Origin of the sequence: Mucilaginibacter angelicae, assembly GCF_042434235.1 — a bacterium.
Taxonomy (GTDB): Bacteria; Bacteroidota; Bacteroidia; order Sphingobacteriales; family Sphingobacteriaceae; genus Mucilaginibacter; species Mucilaginibacter angelicae.
Genome location: NZ_JBHLTS010000076.1, coordinates 1 through 23488, shown reverse-complemented (window position 1 = coordinate 23488; position 23488 = coordinate 1). Strand labels below are relative to the sequence as shown.

General features: G+C 42.3%; 11 protein-coding genes. All 11 read right to left on the bottom strand.

Going from position 1 to position 23488, the window contains the following annotated elements; genetic code table 11:
* Positions 1-184: 184 nt before the first annotated feature.
* On the bottom strand, positions 185-772 hold the full coding sequence (locus ACFFGT_RS26350) for a porin family protein (RefSeq protein WP_377025499.1): 588 nt from the start codon (positions 770-772) through the stop codon (positions 185-187).
* A 178-nt stretch (positions 773-950) separates the two neighbouring features.
* Entirely contained in the window at positions 951-2276 is a 1326-nt protein-coding gene (locus ACFFGT_RS26345; RefSeq protein WP_377025498.1) for a TolC family protein, read from the bottom strand.
* Positions 2277-2289: 13 nt separating this feature from the next.
* Positions 2290-2967: an ABC transporter ATP-binding protein gene (locus ACFFGT_RS26340; protein ID WP_112569202.1), complete on the bottom strand. Its 678-nt coding sequence runs from the start codon at positions 2965-2967 to the stop codon at positions 2290-2292.
* A gap of 363 nt (positions 2968-3330) precedes the next feature.
* Entirely contained in the window at positions 3331-5733 is a 2403-nt protein-coding gene (locus ACFFGT_RS26335) for an ABC transporter permease (protein WP_377025497.1), read from the bottom strand.
* A gap of 116 nt (positions 5734-5849) precedes the next feature.
* Positions 5850-8246, bottom strand: coding sequence for an ABC transporter permease (locus ACFFGT_RS26330; RefSeq protein ID WP_377025496.1), 2397 nt, complete (start codon positions 8244-8246; stop codon positions 5850-5852).
* A gap of 127 nt (positions 8247-8373) precedes the next feature.
* The gene (locus ACFFGT_RS26325) at positions 8374-10755 is read right to left on the bottom strand and encodes an ABC transporter permease (RefSeq protein ID WP_377025495.1); all 2382 of its coding nucleotides are present in this window, start codon (positions 10753-10755) and stop codon (positions 8374-8376) included.
* A gap of 82 nt (positions 10756-10837) precedes the next feature.
* Positions 10838-13207, bottom strand: coding sequence for an ABC transporter permease (locus ACFFGT_RS26320; RefSeq protein ID WP_377025494.1), 2370 nt, complete (start codon positions 13205-13207; stop codon positions 10838-10840).
* Positions 13208-13297: 90 nt separating this feature from the next.
* Entirely contained in the window at positions 13298-15676 is a 2379-nt protein-coding gene (locus ACFFGT_RS26315; protein ID WP_377025493.1) for an ABC transporter permease, read from the bottom strand.
* Between the two features lie 123 nt (positions 15677-15799).
* On the bottom strand, positions 15800-18190 hold the full coding sequence (locus ACFFGT_RS26310; protein WP_377025492.1) for an ABC transporter permease: 2391 nt from the start codon (positions 18188-18190) through the stop codon (positions 15800-15802).
* Between the two features lie 123 nt (positions 18191-18313).
* A complete protein-coding gene (locus ACFFGT_RS26305) occupies positions 18314-20674 on the bottom strand; it encodes an ABC transporter permease (RefSeq protein ID WP_377025491.1) in 2361 nt (786 codons plus the stop codon).
* Positions 20675-20801: 127 nt separating this feature from the next.
* Positions 20802-23219, bottom strand: coding sequence for an ABC transporter permease (locus tag ACFFGT_RS26300; RefSeq protein ID WP_377025490.1), 2418 nt, complete (start codon positions 23217-23219; stop codon positions 20802-20804).
* Between the last annotated feature and the right edge of the window lie 269 nt (positions 23220-23488).

Sequence of the window (23488 nt, the reverse complement as noted above, 5' to 3'; positions counted from 1 at the left end):
TTAACAACCTGAGGCTCTGAAATAAGCCCTGACATCATCATAAATTCATCTGCTTTACACAAATGGCTTCCAAAATACAAACCACTAACCCGGGTTAATTAACAATAAAGTTTACACTCTCGTATAAAGCAAAAAAAACCTGCCGTTACCGGCAGGTTTCTTGATATTTTTGCAAGTTTGAAAACTACAAGGAGAACAATTTATAAGCTACAGCAAGGCTGAATAAGCTTACACGTGTATGGGAATTTCCATCTCCATAAGCTATTTTATTTAAGCCACCTTCATAGCGAAGATCAATTGAAAGGCTGCTGATATCAACACCTGCACCTACTTGCAGCGCATAATTGGCATCTTTGTATTTTAAAGCTGTTGCATCTTTTAAAGCGTTGTCTCTACTCGTAGTAAATGAAAGCACAGGGCCACCGTAAAACCTTCCGCCTAAGCCTAATGCACCAACTTTCGCACCCACTAACAAAGGAACATCAAAACTCTTAAAACTTTGTTTATTTGAAGCACCTGCATCGCTTACGGTTACACTTTTATTAGTATAATAAAGCTCGGGTTGAAAAATTAAGCCTAAGCCACCGATCCTTGCCCAGGCACCGGCCTGGTAACCGGCTTTATTATCGTTGTTAAAAACGCCGTTTGAGGGAAAAGTTGAATAGTTTAAGCCGCCTTTCAAACCGAAAGAAAAGCTCGGAATTACCTGCGCTTTTGATACGCCGATTGACAGTAAAAAAATAGATAACGAGAGTAAAATTAATTTTTTCATACTTATTAGGTGTTTGGATGATGTAAAAAGTTTTTGCAAGCCATATTATTTGCAAAACGTCGCTAAAATAGAAATATCCGGCTAAACCCAACCGATAAGTTCGGTAAAAGTTTAACCAGATATTTAACTGATAATCTGAGATAAAAGTATAGGCTTCTGTTAATCTTAAAAAACCTGGTTAAAGTGCTAAGTTTCCCTGGTAATAATCAAGGATTTTGGTACGGATGAAATAATCATACCGGGCGTTGATCAGGTTGGTGTTAGCCTGGTCAAAGTTTGATTTGGCTATCACAAAATCAACCGAAGTAATAGCACCCGAATTAAATTTAACTTCGGCGATGCGGTATGATTCGCCATAGGCATCAACCTGGTCCCTTAGCAAATGATAACGTTCAAGGGCTGATGACATATTGATATAAGCCTGATCAATATTTTGCTTTAACTGGATCTTCGTAAAATCGTTATTGTATTTTGCGGTTTGCAGGTCGATGCGAGCCAGGGCTACCTTATTACGGCTTTGAAAATAATTAAGGAAAGGTATACTTAGCCCAACCCCAAAGCCCGAACTGTAATTGTTTTTTAACTGCGAATAATAACCTGTATTACCGGTACTTGAGTAGTTGGTTGCCAGCGATCCAAATGCTGTGAGAGTAGGCCATAATGCCCCCTTGGCAGATTTTACTTCCTTTTCGGCACTTTTTAACCGCAAATCATACGCTTTAACCAATGCCAGGTCATTAAGTGCTTTGGTATAGATCTCATCAGGATTTTTATCATAAGTTCCAGGTAATTGATCAGCAGACAGCCGCGCAAGTTTAAGGTCCTTATCCAAAGGCACATTCATAATCTGCAACAGGTTGATTTTTGAGATACCCATTGCTGCTTTGGTATTAACCGCACCAATTTTACTGGTAGCCAGTGTCCCTTTTAAATCATATAATGTTGCAGGTGGTGTGGCTCCATCTTTATTCAGTACCACCAGCCTGTCTACCTGTTTCTGGGCCTGCTCAACCTGTATAACGGTTGCCTTTAGCAGATCTTCATTATCAAGCACTTGCAGATAAGCGGTAATAACATTTAAAGTAACCAGGTCTTTGGCCTGTTGAAAATCCATTTTACCTGCCTGGTAAGCCAATGAGTAACGCTTGATATTGTTGAGCAGGCTCATGCCGTTAAACAATGTCAGGTTACTGTTCAGGTTGTACTGAGCATACGTAATTTGCTGTGTTACGTAGTTATAATTTGTAGGGTCCTGGCTACGGCCATTGCTGATATTGTGGCTTACATTGCCGTTAATTGAAGGCAGCAGGTTTTCGCGGGCCTGGTTATAGGCAATTTCCTGTGTCTGCATTTGCAATTCGCTCTTTTTTACATCGAGGTTGTTTTTAATTGCAAGATCAATACATTGCTGCAAAGTAAGCACAGAATCTGCCGGGGCCTGGCTGTAAGCCTTTAAATTTCCAAATACAACAAGACCGAGAAATAGTAATTTATAGTATCGCATTTTATTATTGAGTTCAGAGTTTTCTTGATGAATCGATCCTGCCATCCAGCAGATCGATAATGCGCGAACCGTATTCGGCATTTTTTTCGGAGTGGGTAACCTGTATAATAGTTACACCATCTTCCTTATTCAGCTTACGGAACAGTTCCATGATCTCCTCCCCTTGTTTTGAGTTGAGGTTACCGGTAGGTTCATCGGCCAATAACAATTTTGGTTTGGCAATCAATGCACGGGCAATACCCACCAGCTGCTGCTGCCCGCCTGATAACTGTGCCGGGAAAAGGTCTTTTTTACCAACGATGCTAAAGCGGTCAAGCATGTCGGCAACCATAGCTTTACGTTCGGCACTTTTAAAGTCCTGGTAAATAAGCGGGGTTTCAATGTTTTCGTAAACGGTAAGCTCGTCAATTAAATGATACGCCTGAAAAACGAAACCGATGTATTGTTTATACAAAGCCGAGCGCTGTTTTTCTTTAAGCTGATGCACCGCATGGCCCTCAAAGTAATGGTAACCGTCTGATGGTTCATCAAGCATACCAATGATATTAAGCAATGTTGATTTGCCCGAACCTGAAGGGCCCATGATCGAAATAAATTCACCCTCGTCAACCTCAAGACTAAGATCATTCAGGATGATGTTTCTGTTGCCCCCTACCTGGAAATACTTTGAAATATGCTGCAGTGATAACATTTTTAATTATTGAATTAGTTTGTTAGTAAATAAATGAGTTAAACAATAATACTCATCATTTTGCGATTAACATATCAATAACATACCAAAGTTATATCTAACTAATTATCAACATATTAAATCATTCTATCAAAACCTTACTGTACGCTTATGTAACAGGGTGCGTACGGTTATGATACAGTGATTTTTAGTGATTGGTGGTTGGAGATTAGGGAGGGCTCTTAAAAAAACGTCATTGCGAGGTACGAAGCAATCCCAAACTATACAGGGCGGATTCGCATAGCCGCTCTATCAATCGGGGATTGCTTCGTACCTCGCAATGACGCCTTTAATATACTTATATTTCCAACTAACCTCCAACCACTAATCACTGGACCTCAAACTCTTAACCGGATTAGCAAGCGCGGCTTTGAGCGATTGAACACTTACGGTAACAAATGCAATAGTTATCGCCACAGCACCGGCTGCAATAAACACCCATAGCTGAATGCTGATCTTATAAGCAAAATCCTGCAGCCATCTGTGCATAGCGTACCAGGCTATCGGCGATGCAATAATAACCGATATGATCACCAGTTTCAGAAAATCGCCGGAAACCAATTTTACGATACTGAAAACACTTGCACCCAACACTTTGCGTACACCTACCTCCTTTACTCTTTGTTTGGTAGAGAATACGGCCAGTCCGAATAAACCAAGGCAGGATATGAATATGGTAACCAACGTAAAGGCTGTCAGTATTGAACCTGTGCGCTGTTCTGATTTATACATATCATCAAATTCCTGGTCCAGAAAGTGATATTCAAACGGTGTGGCGGGGTTAAAGGCAGTCCATTTTGCTTTTATTGCCGATATGGTTTGAGCAATATTATTTCCCGAAGTTTTGATGAGCACCTTACCAAAATAATCATCAGTAAACATTACAATAGGCGTAATTTCCTGGTGCAGGGATGCAAAGTTGAAGTTTTGTACAACGCCTCTTACCTCACCGGTACGCCCGTTAAGGCCAATGTGTTTACCTATAGCTTCGCTGGTTTTCCAGCCCAGTGCATTAGCAGCCTTCTCATTGATGATAAAGCCGTATGTGCGCTGGTTTTGATCGGCAAGGGTAGCGCTCTGCTCATCGGCATTCGTAAAATCAATACCTTGTACCAGTTTAATACCAAGCGTTTTTAAAAAGTTTCGCTCAACAGGTAACGCTGTTACCGAAAGATTGTAATCGCTGTTTTTACCATCTGCCTTATTAATGCTGTACCCACCATGCACATCTACCGGCGAATCATATGAGGCAGTTGCATTCATTACGCCGGGCAGTTGTGTTACCTCATTATTAAAGGACTTTATATCTTTTAATGATTTACCACCAATATCGATCACCATTACCTGCGATCTGTCGATGCCGATATTCAAATGCTGAATGTATTGTAGCTGACTGCCCGCAATAACCGTACAAATCATAAAAAACACCGATACCACAAACTGAAATATCACCAACGACCTGCGTAAAGCCTTACCGCCCGAAGTATTGGTTAGCTTTCCCTTTAAAGTAACGATAGGATTAAATGACGACAGGTATAATGAGGGATAAGTGCCCGCTAAAAAAGTAACAGATATAAACAGGACAACAAGGGCCATGGCCAGCCATGATATATTCCAGGTTTGGAAACCAAGCTGCTGTCCTGAAAAATCACTGAACCATTTAAAACTCGCATTGGCCAAAAGCAATCCGCCAAGCAACGATACCAAAGTGATCATAGCCGACTCGGTGATAAACTGCGTAAAAAGCTGGGTACGGGCCGCTCCCATCACCTTCCTTACCCCTATTTCATGGCCGCGCTCTATAGCTTTGGCAGTTACCAGGTTCAGGAAATTTACACAGGCCAGTAATAGCAATATAACTGCTACCGCACCTAAAATGTAAATGTATTTGATGTTGCCCGATGGCGTAAGCGGATATGTAGCTGCCGATTTCAGGTGAACATCGGTGAGCGGTTCAAGCGTGAACCACATTTTATGGCCTTGCTTAAAATCGTCTTTAAACATATCGGCCACATAGGCATTCATCTTTTGCTGAACGGAAGCCATATTAACACCCGGCTTTAACAGCAGGTATGAATAGTCGTTGGCCGAATCCCATCTGCGCGTTTTGGAATGCTCGGTCATAGCGTACGAGCCTATCATGTCAAACTTGATCTGCGAGTACTCCGGCACATCTTCCACTACGCCGGTAACCATCATGTTTTGCTTGTTGTTAACCTTCAAAACCTTGCCTATGGGGTTATCATTGCCAAAATATTTTTTTGCCGTAGAGGCAGTGATCACTACAGAAGCTGGATCATTAAGCGCCGTAGCCGCATTCCCCTGCAAAAATTTAAAGCTAAAAATCCTGAAAAAGGGTTCATCGGCTAATAAAAACCGTTTTTCATTAAATAGCTTATCCTGGTATTGCACCGGGTTATTATTCCAGTAAATCCGCACACCATTCTCAATTTCCTGTAATTGTTGTTTAAATACAGGTACCGGTGCAGTTGGCGTTACCGATACTGATTTAGCCTCAGCATCATCCGACGATTTATAGTTATAAACCACACGCACAATACGATTGGCATTAACATGAAACCTATCATACCGTAACTCATTTAACAAATAGGTAGCCAATAATATGAAGCAGCCTATCCCAACCGCCAAACCTGCAATACTTATTAATGAAGTAACCTTATTCACAATTAGGTTACGCCATGCTGTTTTTATATAGTTTTTAATCATTCTTTTAGTTCATTTGTTCAATGGTTCATTAGTTCATTGGTATTTGAATCTTTGCAAAAGCTTTACACCTGTTCCGCGTTCACAAATGAACTAATGAACAAGTGAACCAATGAACATCACTCGGATCGTAAACTCTTCACTGGGTTAGCAACCGCTGCCTTAATAGCCTGAAAGCTTACCGTTGCAAATGCAATAACCAGCGAGGTGAACCCGGCTATGCCAAATACCCACCAGCTGATATCAATACGATAGGCAAAATCCTGCAGCCACTTGCTCATGGCGTAAAACGCTATAGGCCAGGCTATGACATTGGCAATGAGCACCAGTTTTACAAAATGGCCCGAAAGCAGCAGCACAATATTTTGTACCGATGCCCCAAGTACCTTGCGTACCCCTATTTCTTTGATCCGTTTCTCGGCTGAATACGATGCAAGACCGAACAAGCCCAAACAGGATATGATGATGATCAGTCCTGCTAAAATACTAACCACGGTGCTTACCTGGTTATCAACGCTGTAAACTTCTTTAAAATGATCATCAAGAAACTGGTATTCAAAAGGGATACCCGGAAACTGCTTCATCCAGGTTGATTGGATGAACGCCACAGCATCCTTAGCCCTGCCGCCATTGATCTTAACTGACATTTGGTTGAACCCTTTTCCGTTTACCAAAAACAAAGTTTCAATTTTGTAATGCAGGGAGTTGAAATTGAAATCCTTGGCTATACCAGTTATCACTCCAAGAGAATCAAAACCAAACCTTTGGCCTAATAATGATTCCATATTTTTTCCTTTATGATCTTTCAACAACTCTTTAGCAAGCGCTTCGTTGATGATATATTGCTTCCAAACTGCCGAGGTATCAGTAGAAAAGTTTTTACCCATCGACAGCTTGATCTTATACAGATCAAGATAATTATTATCAACAACCAGTAAGGTTGAAGTAAGCTGACGCAATGGCGAATCGCCCAGTTTGAATGAAATCCCGGTTTGATCGAGGTGGCTGCCCAAAATATCCTGCGATGCAGTAACACCCTGAACCAGCGTGTTAGAAAGCAGTTCCTGCTTGAAAATATCGTATTTATTTTGCGGGATAAGGCCTAAAGGAACGTTAACAATCTGATCGCGGTTAAAACCGGGGTCCTTTTGCTGCATAAACTTGAGCTGTTTGATAACCAGTACCGTAGCGATCATTAAAATTACAGCGCTGGTAAACTGGCCTACAACCAAAATATTGCGCAATGGGATCTTGTTTCCTCCAGCCGAAGCAAAAGCTCCCTTCAACACCTTAACCGGTTGAAATGATGACAGGAAAAGCGCTGGATATATGCCGGATATAATCCCCACAAGCACTGTGCTTATCAACACCACTCCTATAAGCATCTTGTTGTCATGCAATGGCAAACTGATATCCCGCTGACTTAAATTATTGATAAAAGGAATAGCGACACTTGCCAAAATACAGGCAAAAACCAAGGCTATCAGGGAGAGCAGTACCGTTTCACCCAAAAACTGCATGGCCAGCTGAAAACGCCCGGCTCCAATAGATTTACGAACGCCAACCTCCTTGGCCCGCTCTGACGACCGCGCGGTTGAAAGGTTGATAAAATTGATACAGGCTATCACCAAAACAATGATACCGATAACCGTAAACAGGTTGGTAATATGCTTATCAAACTTTTGATAGTTTATATAATCCAACCCTATATCGGCCGAGTTGGCGTGAACGTCTTTAAGGGATAACAGGAATAGTTCATAACCTTTAGAACCACCTTTCCCCCTGTATTTTTCAAGATAAGCCGGAAATTTCTTTTCAAGCGCGGCTATGTTGGTACCGGGTGCCAGTTCGAGATAGGTATTTAACCAGTTACCGCCCCAGTTGGTGAACATCCAGGGTTTATAAATACTGCTGAACGAAAACAGGCAATCGAATTGTAATTGCGAGTTTTTTGGCACATTGGCCAGGATCCCGGTAACAGAATAAAGTACGGTATCCTCTCCGTAGCCGGTAACGGTTTTACCCATCGGGTCGTCATTGCCAAACATGCGTTTAGCGGCATCCTCGGTTAATAAAACGCTGCGCGGTTTTAGCAGCGCGGTTTCCCTGTCGCCCCTGAGCAGTTTAAAATCAAACATTTTCAAAAAAACCGAGTCCACAAAAAACACCTGCGGCATATACACTCGCTTCAGTCCGTAGTTAAGCGGATATTTTTGCTGCCAGCGAATCCGTGTAAAGTTTTTAATCTCCGGAAAATCAGCCTTAAGGCTTGGCCCCATCGGAAACATGGATAAGGCCACCTTTTGCGATGCCCCCATGCCCTCAAACTTTTGCACCTCGTTTAAGCGGTAGATGTTTTTGGTATGCAGGTTATCAAAGCTTTTTTCATAATAAACAAACAGCAGGATCACAATACATGCCGCCATACCTACAGCCAGTCCAAAAATGTTAATAGCCGAAAAAACCTTGCTTTTCCAGATATTCCGCCAGGCGGTTTTGAAATAGTTTTTTATCATGATTTAGTTCATTGGTTCACTTGTTCATCAGTTCATTGGTACTCATAATTATATATTTTATTATCTGCTTTTAACACCTGCACCGCGTTCACTAATGAACCGATGAACAAGTGAACCAATGAACCCTTTATTCGCTTCTTAAACTTTTAACCGGGTTACTCAATGCTGCCTTTATCGCCTGGAAACTGATGGTAGCCACTGCCACCAAAATGGCCAGAATGCCGGCCAGCATAAATACCCACCATTGAATATCAATACGATAAGCAAAATCCTTGAGCCATTGGTGCATAAAATACCAGCCTACTGGCATGGCAATAACACAGGATATCAGTATCAGCTTTAAAAAATCTAAGGATAGCAGGTTCACGATACCTGGGACAGATGCGCCAAGTACTTTGCGGATCCCTATTTCGCGGGTACGCTGCAAGGTGCTGTACGAAGCCAGGCCAAGCAAGCCTAAACACGAAATAAATATAGCCAATATGGCAAAATTGAAAAATAGCTTACCAAAGCGTTGCTCTGCACGATATTGCCTGTCGAAAAACTCATCCAAAAAGTAATAGGTGTATGGCCTGTTAGGGATAAGCTGTTTCCATTTGCCTTCTATCTGCGCCAACGTAGCGTTTAAGTTTTGGGGAGATACTTTTACAGTGATCAAATCAAGGCTATGCAATTCGATGCGCATGGTTAGTGGTTTGATCACTTCCTGTAATGAGCAGAAGTGAAAATCCTTCATTACACCTACAATCTTACCCTCACGTCCCCATTGTTTAAACCGGCGACCGATAGCATCTTTAGGCGAACTATAACCAAACAGTTTAACAGCAGCCTCATTAATGAGCATGGCCTGAGCCGTATCCGTACCAAACTCACGTGAAAATGCACGACCGGCAACCATTTTGATTTTAAACTGGTTCACGTAATCATAATCAACAAAATACAGGTCGAGATTGGCTATTTGAAGATCGCCTTTTTTATTCTCAATTTGGGAGTAGGCACCGTTATTACCTCCACCCGGGATACTTGAAGCAGAAGCTGTTGAAACCACTCCCGGGATTGAGCTAATAGCAGTTTTCAAGGCATCTTTAGCCGGATCGCCATTGGTATTAATTACTACCATTTGCTCTTTATTAAAACCAAGATCGCGGTTTTGCATAAAGCTCATCTGGTTATAAACCACTATGGTACCTATAATAAGCGCAATAGAGATACTAAACTGGGCAATTACAAGCGTTTTGCGTAAAACCCCGCCCTTTTTACTCCCCGAAAAACGGCCTTTTAAAACCATTACCGGTTTAAAAGATGACAATACCAAAGCCGGGTATAAACCAGCAAGTAAACCGATACATAGAGATGTTAAAAATAATATTAGAATATAGTACCAGTTTGAAAATATACTGGTGCTGATGGTTTTACCTGCCAGTTGGTTGAACATAGGCAACAGCAGGGCAGCGATACCGAGGGTAAGTAAAAAAGCGATAATACACAACACAACCGATTCGCCGATAAACTGGCCCGCAAGCTGACTTTTTTCGGCACCTACAACCTTGCGGATGCCAACTTCTTTGGCTCGCTCAACCGAACGTGCCGTGGTAAGATTAACAAAATTGATACAGGCTATAAGCAAAATAAAAATAGCCACAATACTGAATATGTACACATTGCTGATACTACCAACTTCCTGTCCGCCCCTTTTTGAATACAGGTAAGTAGATTTTAAAGGCTCCAATGTAAGGGTATAAAACATCTGGCTTTTCTTCATCCCATCACCATCGCGGTTTTGCAAAAAGGCCGGCATTTTGGCTTCAAAAGCTTTTTGACTGGTGCCCGGTTTTAATAAAAGATAAGTTGTAGCACCGAAATTGCCCCATTGGCCATCTATCCCTTTATTAAACTTTTGGGTTAGCGAGGTCATAGAGATCAGCATATCAGCCTTGATCTGTGAGTTGCCGGGAAAATCTTTCATAACACCGGTTACTGTGGCCGGGATTGCATCACCTGTAACCAGTACGGTTTTACCGATCGGATCTGCAGTACCAAAATACTTTTTGGCGGTCGATTCGGTAAAAACTATTGTAGCCGGCGCGTTAAGCGCAGTTTTAGGATCACCCTTAACTAATTTAAAATCAAAAACCTTAAAAAAGGTTGAATCGGCAAACATGGAGTTTTCCTCCTGGAACTTCACATCTCCCCTGCGTACCAGAAAGCTGCCGCCACTGGTACGTACGTAGGCTTCCACTTCAGGTAGGTCGGCCTTAATGTTGGGGGCAAACGCCCATGAGGTGATACTGGTATTGATGGTTTCGCTTGGCGTTTTAATATCGGTAACCAAACGATAGATCCTATCGGCCTTTGTATGAAATTTATCATAGCTCAGCTCAAAAACTACATACATAAAAATGAAAAAACAGGCCGTTATTCCTATAGATAAGCCTGTAATATTTATAAAGGAAAAACCCCGGTGCCGCCAAAGGTTCCGAAGGGCTATTTTGATGTAGTTTCTGATCATATCTTTTTATTTCATTAAGTCATTGGGTCATTAAGTCATTTTTTTGCTTTGCTCCTTTATCTATGACTCAATAACCAATTAATTATTCAGAACGTAAACTTTTAACCGGGTTGGCAATTGCAGCCTTAATGGCCTGGAAACTAATGGTTACCAGCGTGATAACAATAGCTGCTATTGCCGATATTATGAACACTCCCGGACCAACGGTTACCCTGTAATCGTACTTTTGTAGCCAACCCTGCAAAAAGTAAAATGCCAATGGTGATGCTATTACACAGCTAATAAGCACCAGCAGCACAAAATCTTTCGACAGTAAAAACCATAACTGGCTTACCGTTGCACCCAACACCTTACGTACACCTATCTCTTTGGTGCGCTGCTCGGCAATATAAGCCGCCAAGCCAAACAAGCCAAGGCATGAAATAAAAATTGCCAGACCAGCAAATATGCCCGACAGCTTGCCTACCAATACTTCCTGGCCAAACTTGCGGTTGTAATCATCATCAACAAAACGATAGGTATACGGGTAAGCCGGGCTGTATTTTGAAAACACTTCTCCTATTTTATCAATAGCATTATGCGGGTTCATTTTGGCCGACAAACGGTAGATCATATTATCATGCGGATAGTTGTTGTACACAAACATGGTTGGGTCGGCCTGTGCAAACGGCGATAACATCAGTGCGTTTTTAACTACACCAATTACTTTGACTGGTTTTCCGCCGTAAATAATTACCTGGCTTATCGGATCTCCTTTAAGGCGTAGCCGCTTAACAGCCGCCTCATTAAAAATAATGTTTGAGGTATCGGACGCTACGCCTCTAAAATCCCGACCGGCGAGCATTTTCATGCTGGCTGTTTTAAAATAATCGTCGGCGATAGCGATCACGCCCATTTCAACCGTTTCGCCAGCCAGTTTACCCGGCCATTGGTCAAGGTCATTGTGCATGTTAATATCTGTAACTGCGCTTGATGCCGTAGAAATACTTTCTATCACACCGCTTTGCAGCAGTTCGTTTTTAAATGCCGGAAAATGTTTGCCGAGGTCTTCGTTATTATTTGTAGCTATCAGCCTGTTGACATCATACCCGCTGGGGCGGTTTTTGGCATACTGAATTTGTCTGTAAATAACTACCGTACTAATAATGAGTGCTATGGAACAGCTAAACTGCATTACCACCAATATTTTGCGCGAATAGGATGCAGAGCGGCCAACCTGGATAGTGCCTTTTAAAACCTTAACCGGATTAAATGATGACAGGTAAAACGCCGGCCTGCTCCCCGCAACTAAGGCCGTAAGCATTACACAGCCAATGGCTATCAGCCAAAAAGTTATATTGTTAAATGGTATGGCGATGGCAGTACCAGTAAGCGCGTTGAATGGCCCAAGGGCTATCTGCACAAAAAGTATCGAACAAATAAACGATATAAAAGTGATTAGCGCTGATTCGGTGAGGAACTGGAAAATAAGATGCTTGCGTTGTGAGCCGATTGCCTTGCGAATTCCGACTTCACGTGCACGTTTTTCAGACCGGGCGGTGGTGAGGTTGATAAAATTAACGCAGGCTATCAGCAATACAAGCACGCCTACAATGCTAAACGTTCGTACATAATCAATAAAACCCGCACTGGCTACGCCATTTTTATAATCGGAATACAAATGCCAGTCGGCCATGGGTTGCATGATCACTTCCGAATTTTCGGCATTGACGTTTTTCTCACCTTTTTCAATAATTTTAAGCTTGGGGGCAAGCTGGGCATAAGTTACGCCTGGTTTTAGTTTAGCAAAAAGTTCAAAGCCATTATTGCCGAAACTTCCATGCGCACCCTTCATATAAGGTTGGGTTTGCTCTAAAAGGCTGAACGGTATGATATATTTAAACTGAAGTGATGAATTTAACGGTACATCCTGCATTACGCCGGTAACTTTTAAGTTGTGGGCATTATCAACCTTCACTACTTTATTAATCACATTTTCGGTACCGAACAAAGCAATAGCTGTAGCCCTTGTTAATACAATTGAATAAGGATCGTTCAAAGCAGCTGAACGGCTTCCCTGTAACAGCTTGTATTCAAACATCTTTAAAAAATCACTTCCGGCTTGTAAACCATCAATCGATAGCTTTTTATCACCAACCATCAGGCCGTGAGTACCACCCCAATCTGTTGGTGCAACATATTCAACTTCGGGCAGGGTACGCAGTACATCCGCCAGCTTTAACGAGGTTGAGCTGAAAGTAAGCGTTTCGCCGTTACTGTTAAAGTTGCGGCGTACCTGGTACACCCTATCTGCATTGGGCAAAAACTTATCATACGAGTACTCATTGGCAACCCACAGGGCTATCATCAAAGCAACCGCCATTCCGGCAGCCAGTCCTAAAACATTGATCGCAGTGTACGCCTTGTTGTTAACGATGTTTCGCCAGGCGATTTTGATGTAGTTTCTAAGCATCTTTTTGGTTCATTAGTTCAATGGTTCATTATTTCGTTGGTGCTTGTCTGTCTCCGGATTACAGACTAACCTCCAATCTCTAACCTCTAATCACTCCGATCTTAAACTTTTAACAGGGTTGGCCAACGCGGCCATAGTAGCCCTGTAACCTACCGTTATCCATGCTATTATAAAGGTGGATAGTATCGACATTACAAATATTTCGGGGCCGATGCTGATCCGGTATTGAAAATCTTTCAAATAATTATGCATCGCCCACCAGGCCAGCGGCGCGGCTATAACGAAGGCAATAAGCAACAATATGCTAAACTCTTTACCAAACAGCCACAAAATGCTGCTGATGTTGGCACCCAATACTTTGCGTACGCCAATCTCTTTGGTTTTACGTACCGCCATGAATGATACCAGCCCGTACAAACCAAGGCAGCCGATGATAATGGCAATACCGGCGAAAGCTTCTATCAGGTTTAAAAAGATATTATCCAGTTCGTAAAAACGCTTTATGCTATCATCTAAAAACTGGTATGAATAAAATTCTTCTGGGAAGGTCTGGTTCCAGATCTTATCGAGCGCCGCTAACGTGGGCTTGGCATTACGCATATCAATTTTCACTGCCACGTTTGAATAGCTCTGGTAATTAGGCATTACACATATAGGCGCAATTTCGGTGTGGAAGGAATAATTGTAAAAGTCTTTCATTACCCCAACAATAGTACCTTTATAGGAACGGCCGTTAATCGCCATCTGTTTTCCAATTACATCCTGTGGTTTGAGGCTCAGCTTTTTTACAAAGGTTTCGTTCACCAGGAGTTCTTTGACCGAATCGCCTTTGAAGAAATTCCGGCCTGCAATCAGTTTAATACCAAAAGTAGCAAGGTAATTTTCATCCGCTTCTTTGGTATTAATGCTCCAGTGTTCATCTTCGGGACGGTTATTAAATTGAATACCTGTATTGCTGTTTGAGCGGGAAGCCGGAGGGTTATAACAATAGGTTACATTCTCTACCCCCTTAATTTCGCTGATCTGGTTACGCATGGTGCTCATTTTTACCTTATCGTTTTGAGGGAGCGGCATCACCACTACGGCGTTTTTGTTAAAGCCGAGATCGGCATTTTGTGAATAGTGCAACTGTGATATCACGATGATGGTACCGATGATCAGCACCTGCGATATGGTAAATTGAGTAACTACCAATACCCTGCGCAATGAAAACCCGCCAACATCCTTTTGGGTTAATTTACTTTTTAAGGCCTGAATAGGCTGAAACCTTGCCAGCACTAAACCCGGATAAGAACCTGATAAAAACACCACCACTACAGCTATCAGCACTATAAACGCAATTAACTGCGACCAGTTAAATACCATTTGCGAGTGAAACAAATTATTAAGCGGGGTAAGCGTTAATTCGGCCAACCCGAGTGCTACTCCTACAGCTATAATGCTGATAATAGCCGTTTCGGCAATAAACTGCCAAAACAGCTGGCCTGGCAAGCTGCCTAACACCTTGCGTACACCAACTTCTTTTGAGCGGTTGAGCGCCTGGGCTGTAGCCAGGTTTACAAAGTTTACGCAAGCAGTTATGATCAGGAATAAACCAATGAAAAACAATGCCCACAGGTATTTTTTATCAGCATAACCGCCGAGTTCCCTGTCAAAATGCATCTCGGCAATGGGTTGAAGCTTAAAGCGCCATACCTGTAAATCGCGACCGGTATAATTTTTTTTGATCAGCTGCATCATACCCTTTTCAGCCTGAGCTTGTTTAATGCCCGGTTTTAATAAGGTATAGGCCTGGCTTCCGCTATATACGCCTCCCCAGTTACTTTCACGATCTTTGCCTGCATACTCTTCCATACTGCTGTATGAAACATAGATCTCCGACCGGCGATCGGTATTGTTGGGGAGATCTTTTAATACGCCCGTTACGGTAAAGTTCACTTTATTGTCCAAACGGAAAACCTTACCTATAGGGTTATCATTGCCAAAATACTTATGGGCCATTTTGTCAGTAATAACCGCTTCGTTGGGATGGGCCAGTATGGTTTTGCTATCCCCTTTCTGCAAAGGAAAATTGAGGATGCTGAAATAATCAGATTCCGCGAAAGAAACACCGTTATCTTCTTGAAATTTCTTAACATCGTTTCCTTTGGTTATAGTGATCAGCGTACGGTTAAAATCAATAACACGCGCTGTTTTTTCACTATAGGCTAAGTCACTACGATAACCCTTGGCCATAGGTTGCGGCACCGCGCCTACCCGGCTTACTTCTTCGTCATGAAACTCGGTGTAAAAGCGATAGATCCTGTCGGGATTTTTATGAAAAGTATCAAAGCTCAGGTGATAAGTAATGAGCGTGAAAATCAATATGCCGCAGGCAATACCCAGGGCCAAACCGATAACGCTAATACTTGCATAAGCCTTGTTGCGAACCAAATTTCGCCAGGCAATTTTTATATAGTTTTTGATCATAGTATAATGTTCATTAGTTCAATTGTTCATTAGTTCATTGGTACTTGCAATCTGTATCGCGTAAACTCTTAGCTGCACCTGTTCCGCGTTCACTAATGAACTAATGAACAAGTGAACCAATGATTACTCCGACCTTAAACTTTTTACAGGATTTGTCAACGCCGCTTTTATGGCCTGGAAACTTATGGTAACCAGGGTGATAATTATCGCTGCCACTGCCGAAAGCACAAACACACCCGGACCTATAGTTATGCGATAATCATATTTTTGGAGCCAGTCCTTCAAAAAGTAAAAGGCCACCGGTGTTGCTATCAAACAACTTAGTACTACCAGTAAAATAAATTCTTTTGACAGCAGCAGCCATACCTGAGCTATTGACGCACCCAATACTTTGCGAATGCCTATTTCTTTGGTGCGTTGTTCGGCTACATAAGCGGCTAAGCCAAACAAACCGAGGCATGATATAAAAATAGCCAATCCGGCAAAAACACCGGCCAGTTTGCCAACTAATGCTTCCAGGCTAAACTTGCGGTTATACTCTTCATCAACAAACTGATATATGTAAGGATACGCCGGGTTGTAAGTATCGAAGATCTTCCCGATCTTTTTAATTGCATCCTGCATATTTACGTTGGTAGCAAGCCGGTACATGATATTGTTCCCGCCACGACCGTGGTTAAATACAGCGGGCTGCACAGGCGTAAAAGGCGATTCCATTAAAGCATCTTTAACCACGCCTATAATGCGCACAGGCTTATTGCCGCCCCCATAACTAATTAATTGATTTATTGGGTTTTTAAGCCCCATCCTTCTTATAGCCGCTTCATTTACTATCACATTCAAAGTATCCGAAACCCAATCGTTTGAAAAATCCCTACCTTCCTTCAGGCTCATACCTAATGTTTTAAAATAATTGGGAGATACCGAGATAGAACCAACATTTATACCGGTTTCACCTCCAGCCTTTCCCGGCCAGTTATCGATACCTGTATGACTGTAGATATTGGTAATGGGACTTGATGCAGAGGCAACACTCTCCACAGCTCCGCTTGCCAGCAAATCATTTTTAAGGGCGCTGTAGTTTTTTTCAAGATCGCCGCTCATGTCCGTCATCATCAAACGGGTTGCGCTATAGCCAGTAGGCCTGTTCTTGGCGTATTGAATTTGCTGGTAAACAATGATTGTACTTATGATCAGGGCTACCGAACAGCTAAACTGCATCACCACCAAAACCTTGCGTGGTAACGAAGCTGACCTGCCAACCTTGATAGCACCTTTCAAAACCTGTACCGGGTTAAACGACGACAGGTAGAAAGCAGGCCTGCTCCCGGCCAATAAACCGGTGATCAGCACATAGGCTATCATCATAGCCCAAAACAAAACATTGGTATAAGGTATGCTGATAGCACTGCCTACAATAGCGTTAAATGATGGAACAGCCAGCTGCACCATCACTATCGACAGTAAAAACGAAATAAAGGTGATCATTACCGATTCGGCCAGGAACTGCGCTATCAAGTCACTGCGTTGTGAACCTATGGCTTTACGCACCCCTACCTCGCGGGCCCGCTTTTCAGACCGGGCGGTTGAAAGGTTCATAAAGTTAATACAGGCTATCAGCAGCACCAAAATGCCTATCACGCTAAACATACGTACGTAATCAATAAAACCGCCAACAGCTTTACCATTCTTGAAATCATTATACAGATGCCATTTTTTTAACGGATGGATGATTACTTCAGGCTTACCCGGGCGCATTTGTTCACTATGATCATATACAATGTTTTTAATTTTAGGTGCTATCTGCTCCATAGTTACACCGGGCTGCAACTCCAGGAACATGTTGAACGAGTTGTTTGTCCACATGGTGCGGGCACCCTTCATCCAACCCTCGGTTGCTTCCTTAAAGCTGAAGGGCGTTAAAAAGCTAAATTGTATCGTAGCATTTTTGGGAATGTCTTTGATAATACCGGTAACCTTTAAATTTTGGCTATTATCATAACGGACAACTTTATTAATGGGATCAGCATTGCCAAAAAGAGCTGTAGCAGTCGATTCATTCAGAATGATGGAATTTGGCTGGGTAAATACGTCTTTGGCATTACCTTTTACAAAAGTATATTTAAAGATCTGTAAAAAATCGGGGTTAGCTGCGCCCCCGGCAAGGTAAAGCTTTTTATTACCCACCAGCAGGTCATGCCATTGCATACCTACCCAATCGGTTTCGGCTACGCGCTTTATTCCGGGAATCTCTTTGCGTAATACATCGGCTAATGGTAATGAAACCGCCGTTTGTGTATGCTCGCCGTCGTGCTGAGTAGTAAAATGCTGTTCAACCTGGTACAACTGCTCATAATTGGGCAAAAACCTGTCATATGAATACTCGTTTGCTACCCAAAGACCGATCATCAGTGCAACCGCCATCCCCGCGGCAAGCCCCAGTATATTAATAGCGCTGTAAACCTTATTATTAAGGATGTTGCGCCATGCGATTGTCAAATAATTTCTAAGCATCTCTTATATCATTAAATCATTCACTTCGTGTCATTAGCTCCGCGTCATTGGATCATTAAGTCATTCTTTGCTTTACGCCTTATCAATGAATAATGACGCACAGCAAATGACTTAATGACTAACTTATTCCGAACGAAGGCTTTTAACCGGGTTACTCAGCGCTGCTTTAACAGCCTGGAAACTTACGGTAGCCAGTGCTATAACAATTGCGGCAATCCCGGCCGCGGCAAATACCCACCATTGTACGGTTACCCGGTACTGGTAATTTTGCAACCAGTTATTGGTGGCATACCATGCAACCGGAAAGGCTATCAGGCATGACACAGCAACCAGCTTTAAAAAATCGCGAGATAACAAACCTGTTAAACCAGCTACCGAAGCCCCAAGTACCTTACGGATCCCGATTTCTTTGATCCTTCTTTCGGCAGTATAAGCGGCTAAGCCAAATAAGCCGAGACAGGATATTACAATTGCCAATGATGCAAACACCCCTGCAAGCTTACCTGTAAGGGTTTCGGTTTTAAACAGCTCATCAAAATCGGCATCAACAAATTTGTATTCGAACGGATAACCGGGGTTAACGCGCTTATAAACCTCGCCGGTTTTGGCCAGCGCTTCGGTTAAATTAACGCCCGGTTTAAAGCGGATGGTTAAATAGTTATTGTTTTGCGGATGGCTGAACAACATGAGCGGCGCACCTGCAACGTACATATCGTTGTACAGAAAATCTTTAATAATTCCTGCTATTTGGTATGGCTTAGTTCCGCCATCCCTGATAATACCGCCTACGTGGCCCGCTTTGCCCATTTGTTTGGCAAAGGCTTCGTTAATGATCACATTGTTACTATCGGTTTTGGCATTGGCATAGAAATCCCTGCCGGCAACCAGTTTCATGTTCATGGTTGATACAAATTGCGGGCTCACATTTTCAATGGTGATAAGCGGATTTTTTGATGCATCCTTGCCATCCCATGAAAAGTTATCAGTATTGCTCCAGATCTGTAATACAGGATATTCACTCAATGAGGCATCGGCCACAACGCCGGTTTGCTTCAACTCGTTATTTACTGCTGCAAAATGATCGCTCAGCTTACCTTTGGTGTCGATGTAAACAAGGTTATCTTTTTCATAACCAAGTTCCCTGTTTTTTACATGCTGAATTTGCTGGTATATAATTACCGTACCTATAATGAGTATGATAGATACCGAAAACTGGATCACCACCAAACTTTGCCTGATAAAACCGGCACCCGCTGCCGATGGTAATTTGATATTCTTTAATACCGCTATCGGGTTAAATGACGACAGATAGAACGCCGGATAACTCCCGGCAAGCAACCCGGTAATCAACCCTATCGACAGCAAATAAAACAAATGTAATGGCTGCAACAAATCAATACTCAACTCCTTTTGAACCATGTTATTGAACGATGGCAGGGCCGCATAAACTAAAAGCACGGCTATAATTACCGCTATAAAGGCCATAATCACAGCCTCACCTATAAATTGGGTTATAAGTTTGCCCTTGCCAGCCCCCATCACTTTACGAACGCCAACCTCCTTAGCCCGTTTTTCGGAACGGGCTGTTGATAGGTTCATAAAATTGATACAGGCTATGATGAGGATAATGAACGCGATTGCCGAAAACAAACGGACATATTCGATCCTTCCGCCATCCATTTTGCCATCGGTAAATTTATCGCGCAGGTTCCAGTCATTCATGCCGAAAAGGAATGAGAAGGTAGTATTTCCGTTTTTCTTGGTGCCGATGTAGTTAGCCAGTTTTTTGTTCACTGCATTAACATCTGCCGATGGTTCCAGCTCCACATAAGTGCGAGCCCAGTTGGCTCCCCAATCCTGCATCCAGGGCTGCACATGATCAATGTTTTTTAAGGGGGCAAACCATTGCATCTGGAAAGTTGAGTTTTTTGGCAGATCGGTAAATACACCAGTAACTGTAAAATCCTGCTCGTTGTTCATCTTTAATGTTTTGCCCATGGGGTTAGCATCACCAAAAAACTTTTTGGCCATGGTAGTGCTGATCACTACCGAACGCAACTCATGAAAAACATTGTTTTCATCACCCTGCACGAAAGCCAGTTTCAGCATCGGGAAAATCTCCGCATCGGTATATGAACCATCCTCGTTAATGGCTTTATCGCCAAGCGCGAATACGATATTATCAGAACCACCCATACGAGCGGCATTTTTAATACCCGGAATTTCGGCTTTCAGCGCCGCAGCCATAGGGCCCGGTGTAGCACGAAATGTTGAGGTTTTACCATCATAGGTTTGATTTTCACGAACCGTGTACAGGTTATCCCGCTTCACAAAATTGTGGTTAAAGGTAAGCTCGTCCTGCACCCACAAAAATATCATAGATGCACAGGCCACGCCGATAGCCAAACCGGCAATGTTCAAAAAGCTATAAGCCCGGTTTTTCATCAGGCCGCGTACAGTGGTTTTAATGTAATTTCCTATCATGGCTTAAATGTTCATTAGTTCACTGGTTCATTTGTTTATTGGTACTTGTTCTGGAACAGAAGTTCTTTCTGCGGTATTACCCGCATTTACTAATGAACCAGTGAGCAAATGAACCAATGAACATAAATTATTCGCTTCGCAAGCTTTTAACCGGATTAGCCAATGCTGCTTTAACAGCTTTGTAGCCTACCGTTACCCATGCTATTATCAGCGATGATACTATAGCCAGTAAAAAGATCCAGGCACTCATTGAAATGCGGTACACAAAGTTTTGCAGCCAGCCGTTCATGATATACCAGGCGGCAGGCATGGCTATCAGGAATGAGATGCCGATAAGTACCATAAACTCTTTTGAAAACAGGAATACTATACTGCTTACTGATGCGCCCAGTACTTTACGGATCCCTACCTCTTTGGTGCGCTGAACCGCCATAAACGATACCAGACCGTATAAACCAAGGCATGATATAAATATGGCTATCCCGGCAAATACCTTGTAAACCAAGGCCATTTTATTTTCCTGCTCATAAAATTTGGCGATATTATCATCCAGGAAATAGCCGTTGTACGCGTACTCGGGATAAGTATTCTCCCACATTTTTTGTAGCTGGGAAACGGTTTTGCTCAGGTCGGAGGTTTGAATTTTGATACCTATCTGTCCTTCAAATTTCTTTGCAGGTGATATTACTATAGGTTTTATTGCTTCACGAAGGGAGTTGGTTTTAAAATCTTTAACAACCCCAACTATTTGCAGCCATTTGCCGCCACCTAAACGCAAGGTTTTACCAATAGCGTCATTAGCTTTTTGGATGCCTAATTTATGGATAAAGGTTTCGTTAACCACATACTGTTTCGCGGTATCGCTTACGTCATAACCTTTGCCGGCAGCAAACTGTAATCCATATGTTTTGAAGTAATCAGCATCGCCAAACTTCAGATAGGTGTTGAAGCCAACATCTTTGGTTGAGTTATTGAAATCAAAATTAGTGCCCCAGTTATTTTCTGACGATGGTACGTCTGAAGAAAAAGTAACGGCTTTAACATTGGGGTTTTGCAGTACCAGCTGCTTAAACGATTCCATTTTACGGAGGCTTAAGCTATCGGTATAACCAGGAATAATGAGTAATGCATTTTTGTTAAAACCGAGATCGGCCTTGTTAACAAAGTCCATTTGGTTTACAGCCACTATGGTACCGATAATAAGCAACTGCGATATGGCAAACTGAGCAATAACCAATCCGCGACGAAGCGGGATACCACCGATTGAGGCCGCAGTTATTTTATTTTTAAGTGCAAGTACCGGTTTAAAGCCCGACACCACCAATGCAGGATAAATTCCTGATAATAAAACTATTGCGATTGTACTTGCAACTAAGAACAACAAGCTGCCGGTAGTAAACAAACTGATACTATCAGGTACATTAGCTATATTTTTCAACTGAGGCATGGCCAGCCAGGCAACTGCCAAAGCAATTAAAGCCGAGGCGATAACAATGATAGTAGTTTCACCAATTACCTGGAAGATCAATTGCGGACGGGTACTACCCAGTACTTTACGGATGCCAACTTCTTTTGACCTGCCTACAGATTGCGCTGTTGATAGATTGATGAAGTTGATAGAGGCCATAATAATGATCAGCAGCGCGATGAACGACAAGGTACGTAAAGTGGCCCTGCTGGTGCTATGATCACCAAGCGGGTTACCTATCCGGGTATCAAAATGCATATCGGCAAGCGGCTGCGGCAAAAGTGTAGTTTGTGACGATCCTTTTTTAAAGTGTTTGGCCGAAAATGCTTTTAACTGGGCATCGATACTGCTTTTTGACATACTGGCCGGGAACAGCATAAACACCTCGTGGCTGCTGCTGGTTGATCCCCATTCGGCATTGTAGTTATAATCTTTAGGGTGTTGCTTCCAGGTAACAAAGGATACCATTATTTTAAACGGAAAATCGCTGTTTACCGGGACATCCTCAACAATGCCCGATACCTTTAGCGTCAAAACATTATCCATTTTAAGGGTTTTGCCCACAGCATTCGTCCAGTCACCAAAATACTTAATGGCTGAGCTTTTGTCCAAAACAACCATATCCGGATTAGCTAATACCGACGGGCTACCTGCCAGCCATTTATAGCTAAAAATATCAAAGAACTGGGGTTGGATAAATAATACGCCGATATTTTCAGTAAACTTTTTATCGCCGGTATTGCTACCTGCATTTTCAAGCACGGTGATCTGGCTGCCATAGCTGCTGTTCAGGGCGGCCACTTTAGCCTGCGGAATATCCAGGCGTAAAGCATCGGTTGCAGGAACCGCTACGCCAGGGTTAGTTGTAGTTTCCGACTCGTGCTTTTCCTGTGTAACTACACGATAGATATTTTTATAATTAGGATTGAAGGTATCAAAACTAAGCTCAAACTGAATGATAACGAAAATGAGCAAGCAGGCAGCTAAGCCAACAGTTAAACCTGCAACATTTATAGCAGAATAGCCTTTATGACGAACGATATTACGCCAGGCTATTTTGAAGTAATTTTTAAGCATATCGTACAGTTTTTTTTGATATCAATGTAAAACATATACCAAAATTAAAATCACCTGAATATCAATTACTTAAATCATTTTAAAATCATCAACTGTACGTAAGTGTAACACCTTGTGTACGGTATTGATACAGTAGTTTTTAGATTGACCCGTCCTGAAAAAGCTATACAGATTTGTGAGTAAATCCTGTAAATACTATACAAGCTATTCTGTTAGTCCTAAGATGAACTATACAGGTCTTTTTTTTAAAGATAAGGATTAAATAACTT